A 1,952-nucleotide genomic window follows, 5' to 3' on the forward strand; every position below is an offset into this window, starting at 1 on the left:
CACAGCCCTCTGAAGCCACTTTTAAGGCTGTTTCCCTGTCTTGGACATCTTCTAGGTCTATATCAGTCAAATAAGCGCTCAAATAGGCTCCTATGTTGTCTATATCCTTTAATGACTTGATTGTTACAAATCCTAAACCCCATAGACTCCTTAATTCAGCATTTTTAATATAAATCTTATCCAAATCATTAAAGCGCATTAAAACATGACAATGCCAGGCTCCACGTCCTTGTGGCTCTACCACCGATAAATAATCTATCGAACTTTCTTTCTTGTATTTATAACGCAACCTGTCGATAAAATTTTGAAAATCACTATAAAGTTTTTTCGTGTCCGTCATATTTTTCTTGTATGTCAAAGTTATATGTAATTCATTTGGCCGTCCTATAAAATTGTTATTTATCAAATAACGCAGCTTCTTAAAGGTTTGTCTCAAAGAATTATAATTTTCCTGCCGATTTTCCGAATGCTCGAACTCCCGGATCTCCCCAGTAGAGAGGTCTACAAACCTATCCTTGTCCAATTTTTTGATATTATTTTTCCGGTTCATCTTCTCCATATGCTGAACTTCAATGACGTGATTCATAGTGGTCACTTTTACAACATCATTTGGAGCTATGAAAACCGCGTCACCATTGCGTTTATCCATCCATTTCCCCTCAATTTTTCCTGTAATGTTTAATTAAAATCAAGTTAATAATAAAGAACCCCAAATCCGAAGTCAGTTTTTCAACAAAAATTAGCGTCCTTTTCCCAAATAGTCCCTATACAATTCCTTAATAGCAAACTCAATTACAGCATCTTTTGAAACTCTTCCAAATTCATTGTGTTTTGTAAAATGTTCGGCTAATAACTCTAGCTTTTTAAATGTTTCAACAGTAATTCGAGGTCCAATTTGTTTTTTCTCTTCCATCCAAACACACTCCTAACAAGTTGTTAACATAATTCTAACATTGGAAATAATAGAATTCAAGAACAGAAAAAAGAAGCACACTCGGAATGATATTTCGTTTCCTTTTGATTCCGAGCCTCCACCCCTTACAATCCCCAAAGGCAACCGACAAGGGAAAATTCGTCCCTTATCGGCACCTCCGGAAATTGTACAGCAAGGGGTCACTCCCAATAAAAAGACTACGACATATAAAACAGGTTTAGCTTCAGAGAAAAAGAGCATAAGGAAACTCGGTGCCACCCTAAAAAAAAGGGTGTCAAACAGGCTGTGCCTGTTGAGTTTCTATGCTCTTAGAACAGGTGCCGTTTTTGAAGCCAAAGATATAGCATAGATACCCCATAGATATAGCAGGGATATACCAAAATATCTCTAGAGATACGGGTATCTATGCTATATCTCTCTACAAGATTCCTCCACACGCTTGACGGAAATGCTTCAGCATTTTAGCACTCACTCGACAGAGTGTATAAGTGCGCCATTCGGAATTTCAAAGCTTCAAATTTCACAGAGAGTGCCCATTTATACACACCCCCTAAATCGTGGTGTGACAATGGGTTCTCGCCGGCTCGAAATCGGTTTGTCATTCTGACAAATAACCCTTCGGGAAATAAAAAAAACGGCTCCATAAAGAGGAACCGTTTTGCTTCAAAAATCACGTTTTGTGTTATACTGGAGAAACGAAATTGTGTTTTCAAAATTGTCATTTTCGACATGATAACTTTTCTCGTAGTGTGGTTTTGCCGAACCCACTACTTTTTTTATGTCTCCGAACTTCATTTCTTCCCGTTCCGGCTTAACAATCCCTTTTGATTTTCGATACATATTCATTCCGGAAGGATACATGTGCAGCCGTCCGCCTTTTAAAAATTTCTTTTCCCGACCTTCTACGATCTTTGTTTGCACCTCACAGCCCTCTGAAGCCACTTTTAAGGCTGTTTCCCTGTCTTGGACATCTTCTAGGTCTATATCAGTCAAATAAGCGCTCAAATAGGCTCCTATG

Annotated in this window: 3 protein-coding genes; all 3 read right to left on the minus strand. The window is 38.3% G+C overall.

All coding sequences use genetic code 11. The annotated features are described in order from the left end of the window. The coding region (locus ACWIHY_RS40210) for a rolling circle replication-associated protein (protein ID WP_454381705.1) at positions 1-649 on the minus strand (649 nt) is incomplete at its 3' end. 90 nt (positions 650-739) lie between these two features. Then, the gene (locus tag ACWIHY_RS40215; protein WP_375839303.1) at positions 740-913 is read right to left on the minus strand and encodes a hypothetical protein; all 174 of its coding nucleotides are present in this window, start codon (positions 911-913) and stop codon (positions 740-742) included. 684 nt (positions 914-1,597) lie between these two features. Further along, the coding region (locus ACWIHY_RS40220) for a hypothetical protein (protein WP_454381707.1) at positions 1,598-1,952 on the minus strand (355 nt) is incomplete at its 5' end.

The sequence above is a fragment of the Streptomyces sp. NPDC055287 genome (assembly GCF_053646035.1).